The 9,008-nt window shown below is 56.2% G+C and carries 4 protein-coding genes; all 4 read left to right on the top strand.

Features of this window, described 5'->3' with window-relative positions:
• The first annotated feature begins 117 nt into the window (after positions 1-117).
• Positions 118-1,818 (top strand): phosphotransferase, encoded by a 1,701-nt coding sequence (locus F787_RS0112775; protein ID WP_028492431.1) that lies wholly within the window; start codon positions 118-120, stop codon positions 1,816-1,818.
• On the top strand, positions 1,815-2,747 hold the full coding sequence (locus F787_RS0112770; protein ID WP_028492430.1) for a glycosyltransferase family 2 protein: 933 nt from the start codon (positions 1,815-1,817) through the stop codon (positions 2,745-2,747). The genes F787_RS0112775 and F787_RS0112770 overlap by 4 nt, the downstream gene beginning before the upstream one ends.
• 133 nt (positions 2,748-2,880) lie before the next feature.
• On the top strand, positions 2,881-7,092 hold the full coding sequence (locus F787_RS16550) for a class I SAM-dependent methyltransferase (RefSeq protein ID WP_155989619.1): 4,212 nt from the start codon (positions 2,881-2,883) through the stop codon (positions 7,090-7,092).
• A gap of 722 nt (positions 7,093-7,814) precedes the next feature.
• Complete coding sequence (locus F787_RS16170) at positions 7,815-8,651, top strand: sulfotransferase (protein ID WP_155989618.1); 837 nt, start codon at positions 7,815-7,817, stop codon at positions 8,649-8,651.
• Positions 8,652-9,008 lie beyond the last annotated feature (357 nt).

The following is a 9,008-nucleotide window of genomic DNA, read 5'->3' as shown; positions in this document are numbered from 1 at the left end:
GGCCACCGCAAACGCAGGAGGCCAGCCCCTGGCCGATCGGGCCTGGCCGGCGCCCCATCGCCGAGAGGGCTCGGCTCCTACGGGGCTCGAAACCACGGTAGCCAAGGGTTCAACCCCTTGATCCCCGCCATCCTCGACAGCCTGAAATGGAGCAGCCGCCTGGGCGCCAAGTTCTTCTGGGCGGCGCCAGCGGCGACCAGCGGGGTGGTGTTCTTCACCCTGGTGTCGCAGCTCTCCATGCTGCTGGCCTTTTTCCTCCCGCTGAAGGTCATCATCCTGCTGGGCTCGGACGGCATACCCCGCTACTTCCCACCGGCGTTCGAACAGTTCGACCGCGACGCGCTGATCGTTTGGCTGAGCGCCGCCACCATCGCGTTCTACGGCCTGTATCTGCTGGCCGAACGCATCGTGGAGTTCGGCGGCGAGCGAGGGTCGAAAACCCTCCTCGCACGCAGCCGCAAGATGGTCCTGTTCGAGAACCAGGACGAACTGGCTGCCCGCGCCTACAAACGCCATGCCGAGGTGATCGCGGGCAGCGTGTTCCTGCTGCTGGCGCTGGGCATTCTGTTCTGGCTCTACCAAAGCGTGGCGCTTCTGGCCACGGGGTACGTTGTTGCGGTAGGCGCGGTACTGTTTGCTGCGCTTGCCATGCATGAAGGCCTGCGGACACGCATCCAGGACAACCTCAACGGCTGGATGGGCGTTCTGGCGGGTATCGGCTTCATGCTGGCGTTCGGTTACCTGGTGGTCGACTTCCTGTTCCTCGATCCGCCCGGCCTGATCCCGGCGATCATCGCGCTGCTGCTCGCCCGCCAGGGGTTCAACCGCCTGTCGAGCCTGGTGACCGGGCTCGTGAAACAGCACGACCAGGAGGCAAAGCTGGATGCATTGTTCTTCCATTCCAGCGTCTTCATGCCCGGCCAGGCCCAGGAGACGAACAAAGAGACCATCTGGACACTCCTGACGCCGGAAGCCCGCCAGCAATGGGTACCCGAGCTCATCGCCGAAATGTACGGTGAACCCGCTTCCGAGGACCTGGAAATCCAGTGGTGGCAAACCGACGTGGCCAACGTGGGCGTGCTGCATTGCCGCACCCCGCGGAAGCCGAGCATCTTCGTCAAGCTGTTTGCTCCCAAACGCACCGCCTACGCCCTGCACGAGGCGACCCTGCTGGCCGACCCGCCCCAGGGCCTGCCCGGCCCGCAATGGATCGGCGCCACACAGGTGCGCGGCTTCCATTGCCACGTACTGCAGGTAGCTGAAGAGCTCCCGGCCAGGCAGGGTGATACCGCCAAAGGCGTCGAAGAGATCCGCCTCACCCTGCTTCAGGTCGCCCTGCCGCAACCCCTGTTGACCCGTTACCAGCGATCCCGGCCCATGTTGTGGCAGCGCCTGAACGACAGCATACTGGAGCGTCTCCGAATCGCCGCCAACGATTCACAATCCCTCAATGCCCTCGGTCAGCTGCGCGCTCGCCTGCAGGACTGGCGCGACCAGCTGGCCGCATTGCCCCTGGCGATTACCACGCGGGACGTTCGGCCGGGCAATATCGTAATGACCGAGGCAGGGGCGCCCACGCTGATTCACTGGGGAAACTGGGCGATCGAACCGGCCGGGGCAGGGTGGCCGACTAAGCCCGAACAATTGCCGACCCTTGAGGGGCACGCAGACGCCTCGGTGCTCGCCGCGTTAAGCCGCGAACTGGAGTTTCTGACCGAGCAACAACGGTTCAGCTCCGCCATTGCGCTTGTGCCACGTCTTGTCGGGTTGCTAGCGCGTCTTTCTGCATCTGCCTCCAGTAAGGGAGCCCGGGGATGAGTGGAAGCCTTTCAACTCCAATCAGCAAGCAACGCTGGAACGGCTCGGCGGAAGATGTCTCCTGGCCTACCTGCTCGCTCATCGTGCCCGTCTACAACCACTGGGGATTGGTTCCGGAGCTGCTGGAATGCCTGCAGGCACAGACCTTCCCGCAAGAGTCCTTCGAAGTGCTGCTGGTGGACAACGGCTCCACGGATTACGAGCCCCCGAAAAGCCTCCCCGCCAACGTTCGTATTCTGAACTGCGAAACGCCGGGATCCTACGCGGCCCGGAACGTCGGCATCGAAGCCGCGGCAGGCGACTGGCTCGCCTTCACCGATGCCGATTGCCGACCCGATACCCGGTGGCTCGAGGCCATGCTCGACCGAGCCCAGCAGGAGGGAACAAGCGCTGTTCTGGCTGGCGCCGTCGAGATGTACACGGACTCCGCGTGCCCCAATGCCTACGAAATCTACGACCTGATCCGCGGAATCCCGCAAGCGCATTATGTGCGCCGCGGCTACGCAGCCACCGCCAACCTTCTGGTACACCGATCGGTAAAGGCGATGCTGGGCGGGTTCGATTCGACACGTTATTCGGGAGGCGATGCCGCTTTCTGCCGCCGCGCGTGCGCTAGCGGCTATTCCATCCATTTCGTCAGCGAAGCGGTCGTGCGGCATCCCGCACGCGAGTCCTGGAAAGACGTGGTCTCCAAGGCCCGGCGCATTAAGGGAGGGCAGGTACTATCGGGGTCCGTGCGTACGCGCGTCTACTGGGCCCTGCGGACCATGATGCCGCCGCTCCACCTGTACTACCGATATGCGATGGCGGGACAATATAGCCTTCGGTATCGGGTCATCGCACTGGCGGTCCAGTCGCGGCTCTGGGGACATGAGCTCCACGAGATGCTTCGGCTGCTGTTACGTCCCGCACGCCGCGAACGTCAATAGGTGGTTAAGCAGGAGGCCGAAGGCAGTGAGCCTCGGCCCAGCCCCGGCTTCACGGCGGCATCCCGACCAGAATTAGATCAAGCAACCAAGCCAGAAGACAGAAGACAGAAGACAGAAGACCAGGAGAGACTGAGTGACACGTAGCATGGACCAAAGGGTCGATACGGAGCGACTAACCACGCCGGAGGAACGCAGCATTCCGGAAGGGGATCTCCTCCGTCACTGCCTGTCGCCGGCATCGTTCTTGTGGCCGAATTACCTCGAGTCATCGGCTTGGCTGGACCACGGCCCCTTTGCCTTCTGGCTGATCGACGCGCACCGGCCCCGTACGGTTGTGGAGCTGGGCACGCACGGTGGCTACTCCTATTTCGCCTTCTGCCAGGCTGTTCAGGCGCTGGGCACCGAAACCCGGTGCTATGCCGTGGATCATTGGCAGGGGGATGAGCACGCTGGTTTCTATGACGACTCCATTTACGAGCGTGTGAAGTCCTACAACGACACGCACTATTCGAGTTTCTCCCGCCTGGTGCGCTCATCGTTCGATGACGCACTTCAGCACTTCAGTGACGGCAGCATCGACTTGTTGCACATCGATGGGCGTCACTTCTACGAGGACGTCAAACACGACTTCGAGAGCTGGCTCCCGAAGCTCTCCGACCGCGCCGTGGTTCTTTTCCACGACACAAACGTCAGGGAGCGCAACTTTGGGGTCTTCCATCTGTGGGAGGAAATCCGTGTCGAATTTCCTTCCTTCGAGTTTCTGCATGGTCACGGCTTGGGAGTGTTGGGCTATGGATCAGACCTTTCGCCGGGTCTCAGAGCACTGTTTTCCGCTGCGCTGGACCAAAAAGCAACTATGGCTATACGAGACGCATACAACCGGCTGGGGGCCTACCCGAAGCAAGCAATGCAACATCGGACTAAGAAGGCCGACATCCGTGACAAGGAAGTCGCCTCTCAACAGGACCTGAAGGTGCCGGCAAGAAGTCGAAAAGGCCTTTCAGTCAAGCTCGAGAAAAGAGAAGCGGAACTGGCCCGCTCTTCGGCCAAGCTGCAACAATGCGAAAGGAAACTCAGCAAGCTCTCACGCCACCTGAATGAGATGGAGCACTCGACAAGCTGGCGAATCACCTATCCGATGAGAGTCCTATCTCGAGCCATCAGGTGGACCGTCCGTAACGTTGTTAGGAGTATGCGGTTTGTGTGGTGGCTTATGACCGGCCAGACCGCGCGAGCGGCAGGCGCACTCCGGACAATCTACGCTCGCCATGTACCGGTTCGAATTAAGAAATGCATCCCTGGTACCATCCGCAAGAGGGTCGGCAGCTACTTGAGTGAACATGAGTCTCGTACTCACACTCGCGGGGCCGTTCCATCTCGGGCGGACAACGAAAGAAGAAAGGCCATAAAACAAGATATTCAACAGGCCACTGCCGCCTTTCAGTCGGAGCTGTGGGACGATACGATCCAACAGTGGCAGGCGATTTTGACGAATTATCCTGACGATGCAAGATCCTGGCAGGCAAAATTGTTTATCAGCGTCGCGCGCCGAATTAGGAACCTAGAAGACTACGAAAAGCGGATTGTCGAGTATAAAGAATCCAAGGCGGCCCGCGATATCCGTCGACCCAATGACGGAGAACTGCGTGTTGCGGTCTACACGGCGATATCCGGTAACTATGACTCGCTGAAGCTCCCGGCTGTGTTGGATGATCGGATCGACTATATCGTCTTCACGGACACCGCATTGCCCGATACAGGCATATGGCAAGTGCGTCCGATCACCTACTTTAGCGACGACGCAACGCGGACCGCGCGGTTTGTGAAAACCCATCCCCATTGGCTCTTGGCGGACTACGACATCACCATCTGGATCGACTCGAACGTCATGATTCTTGGAGATATCTGGCCGTTCGTGATTGACTTCAAGGAATCCGGGAAAGCTATTGGGGCTATTCCGCACCCCCAGAGACAATCGATCTACGAAGAGATTCACGAGTGCGCTCACCGGGCGAAGGACGACTATTCAGTCATGGAGTGCCAAGTTCAGGCTTACCGGTCCGAAGGGTTCAAGCACGACGACCTTATTGAAAGTAATTTGATGATGGCCAACCTCGGTGCATGTCGCGAATCCTGTGAGCGGTTCTTTTCGACGTGGTGGTCGCAGATAGACCGGCATAGTCGGCGTGATCAGCTAAGCAAAAACTACGCCCTTCGGGTAGCGGATGTCCAATGGCATAGGCTTCTCACGAACGGTGAAAGCGTGAGGAATAACCGTGACTTCGTGTTGGTCGAGCATGACGCTGGACAGGGTCCGGCTTCGAGTCTCGTTGCGAAGTTAGACTCACCTCTCCTGGATCCCTACGCTCTATCGAGCTATGCGGACATGAAAGAGGCTAGAGTGGGCTCGCAAAGAGGTCGGCGGATCGACGTAGTGGTATGTGTCCACAATGCGCTTGAGGATGTCAAGTTATGTCTTGAATCGATAGAGAGAGAAAGAATTGATGAAGAGCTGAGGCTCATTATTGTAGACGATGGTTCGGACGTAGATTCGGCTGAGTTTTTGCGTGCGTTCGCGGAAAGGGACTGGGTTTCGCGTCTCCGCAACGAAAGCGCCGTCGGATATACAAGAGCGGCCAATCAGGGTCTGGCCGCCACGACAGCGGATTTCGTGATACTCCTGAACAGCGACACTATTGTCACGTCGTTATGGGCAGAGAAGCTGGCGGAAGCCGTTTACACGACGCCTGGTGCCGGAATTGTGGGGCCATTGTCAAATGCGGCTAGTTATCAATCAATACCGGAATTTCGCGGTACAGGCGATCAGACTGCAGTGAATGAACTTCCGACGGGTATGACCCCGGAAGACATGAATCGTTATTGTGAAAACTGGTCTACGGTCGATGCGCTTCCTCGCACGCCGCTGATCCACGGATTCTGTTTTGGCTTGAAGCGCGAGGTCTTGGAGGCCGTGGGATGGATGGACGAAGTGACTTTCCCCAGGGGATACGGGGAGGAAAATGATTTCTGCTTTCGCGCTGTCGATGCGGGTTTCGGACTGGTGGTGGCAACAAACACGTACGTCTACCATCGAAAATCGCGAAGTTACATGGGAGCGGAACGGGTTCGCCTTATGAGGGCGGGATCTCAAGCACTTTCATCGAAATACGGTCGTGCCCGTATTCAGAGGGCCGTTCGGTCCATGGAGCAAAACAGGCTCCTGACTTGTGCCCGCGAAAACGCCGCCGAGTTGTACCGCCTACGATCGGAAGATGGCCCGTGTATCTCGCTCGTTCCCGCTCGGAATAGGCATGGCCGTCCGCTAGGCTCGGCATACGTTCGCCTACTTCTCCCTTACCTTCACGACTCTGTCTTGGACGAATTTCACGTGAAAGAGGCGAAGGCTTTGCCCGCAGTTGTGCCGGATGGTATTGCGGTGCTCCAGCGCGACGTACCCGGTGTTAGTAGGGAAGTTCTCGCCGAATGGATTGGCGAAGCAAAAAAGGCTGGGACGAGAATAGTGCATGACATCGATGACAATCTGCTTGATGTCGAAACACTTGCGCGCCTTGGTAAGTCCAGAAATGAATGCGCGGAAACGATTGGTAAGGTGTCACTCTTGGCGTCGTCGTCTGAGATCGTGACAACCTCGAGCGGTCCGCTGGCACGCAAGATGGGGGCGTTCAATGGGCGTGTAGTTGTGATACCAAACGGTATCGATTCGGATCTTTGGGGGATACAAGAAGATGAGACGCGTTTGCGCTTGAGTACCCGGAAGGAAGCGAGCAGACCCGTTAAAATCGGTTATGTGGGAACGCCGACACACGATCGAGATCTTGAGATGATCGCCCCAGCTATGAGACATGTAGAAGATCAGTATAGGAACCGAGTTCAGATCGAGGTGATAGGAGGATTCGGGAGGGCAACTACGCGTTTTGGTCGTAAGATAGATTTACCTAAAGAAAAGGAATACCCAAATTTCGTGAGATGGATAAAAAACGAGATCGATTGGGATATCGCCGTTATACCTTTGGTAGACGATGAATTCAATCGCTCGAAATCGTACATAAAATTTCTCGAATGTGCCGCGCTAGATGCCGCGATGATCGTCTCAGATGTTCCTGCATATCGTGATATAGCTCGCCATCGGGAGAATTGCTTCGTAACGGAAAATACGGTTGAAGGCTGGACAAATAGTCTGACTCATCTTATTGAAAATCCGAAGACGGTGCGAGAACTAGCCAGGCGAGCCCGACAAGACGTCACAGCGTTATATACTATCGACAATGTGGTGCCAGCTATTAAGGAGTTGTTAAATGATGTAAAGACAAAAAAATTCGAATAATCAGGAAGGTCTATTTGGGGGGGGGATCGTACGGCGTGAGTAGATACGGAATGGCTGCTAACATGTTTGCATGAGTAGTAAGGGTTTGGCCAGCCTATCTATTCTCGCAACGAGCTAACGTTTCAACAGTCGTGTACGTAGCGACGTCCATGACGCATCCAGATGTTTTCGGCTAGAGGGGCGGCACGTTCACTCGGCGATGTCGTGTCATGAAGTTCAGCCAGTGGATTCTGTGTCAACGGTTCGGGCTCCTATTGGCTGGCTAAAGCGCGATAGTACCGGGATTCGGAACGGCGCGGTGCGAGTAATGTCGGGAACGCACTGTGTCGGTCGTGTCAGACAGAACGAGGCTTCGGGGGAAGAGTAATGATGGAAGCGCGTGTTGGAACTATTTTGTGGTTCTAATTCCAGCGTGAAGGGCTCGGAAGAGCGGCGAGAGGTTTCCAGTCCTCGGATGGTCGATGTCTTAGTTTAGGCGTGGTTGGTTCCGGCTCACCGACAACCTGAATCAGGTTAGGTGCTACGGGACAATCGGGACGATGGAATTCATTTCGGTCCGGTCGTATTGCGTGCTAGAGGTCGGATTTAACGTATTGGCCGCAGGTCGGTGTTCTCGTGGCGTGTCTTGCAAGAGTCCCGTCTTGGCTGATGTAGAGTGAGTGGAGTCGTGTAAGCGTCTGTTACGTTTAGACGAGAGGGGCTCCTCAGCGGCAGATTGGATCGTGATCACGGAATTCATAAACATGAGGGAAAGAATTATGAGGCGTGAGCCTAGGTTTTTGGGGGTCGGAGCACAAAAATCAGGGACTACGTGGCTCCATAACATGTTGGAGCAGCACCCAGGAGTATTTGTGCCGCGACGCAAGGAAATCATGTTTTTCGACGTCGAGAGTAATTGGGAAAAAGGTAGCGAGTGGTACATCGAGCAGTTTTCGGACGCAGTTGAGGGGCAGTTGTGTGGGGAGGTTACGCCTGGGTATCTTTGGGTGTGTCCCAAGCATGCTGACTGTGATCAAGAGATGGAATTTAGAAAAGATGCACCGGCAAGAGTGCGGGATACGCTGGGGAAAGATGTTAAGTTTCTGGTGCTTTTGAGGAATCCGATCGACCGAGCGATTTCCGCGTACATGCATCATGTAAAGAAAAAGCGTTTATCGTTTGATATGCCCGCAAGGGAGGCGTTGCATCGGAGTGGAATCTTGCATATGGGTCTGTACTCGTTGCATCTAAAGAGGTGGTTCGAGGTATTTGAAAGGAGTAATTTCCATATTTGGTCGTTTGAATCCATGTTAGAAAATAAGCAGGCGTATTTGAGGAGTGTGGCTAGGTTCCTGGGTATTGCAGAGTTTCCGGAGGGGCTAGAGGATTTACGTGTTCAGTATAAGTATGACTATTCAAGGGATGATAGGGGTGTGCTCGCGACCGTGGATGGTAATGAGTTTCGACCAATGGATGATTTGGATATTGATTATATGCGTGGGTACTTCCGAGATGATGTCAATAGGTTAAAAGAGATGTCGTGCCTATCTGAGGACGGTTGGAGCCAGGATTTTTTATAAGTAGTGCAACGCAAAATCGGTTGAGCGGGTTGCTTGTGGAACAGCCTGTGTAAGGGGGCTTTGGCCCCAGTGCAAGTGTGTTGAAGGGGCGATTCAGGCGGGTTGTAGACTTAGTATGAATAGAATCATCGAGTTTTGGTCGGGTTGAGGAGAGTCAAGGGAAGCGGTGCATACGTGTCAAGAATCGATTTGTGGATGTGCGGAGGGTGGAGAGGAGGGACTGAACTCAGCTCGCTTCAAACGTTTCGGGAGCGTGCCGTTGAGGGGGGGGTGTGGATGGTGTTCATGGAAGCGCATCGTATATGGGATAGGTCATCAGGTGGTCCGAGATGATGATGTGCTGGTATCTAGGCGGAG

Origin of the sequence: Thioalkalivibrio sp. ALE19 (assembly GCF_000428605.1) — a bacterium.
Classification (GTDB): Bacteria; Pseudomonadota; Gammaproteobacteria; order Ectothiorhodospirales; family Ectothiorhodospiraceae; genus Thioalkalivibrio.
The sequence above is the reverse complement of the archived record's forward strand: the minus strand, read 5'-3'. Positions and strand labels throughout refer to the sequence as shown.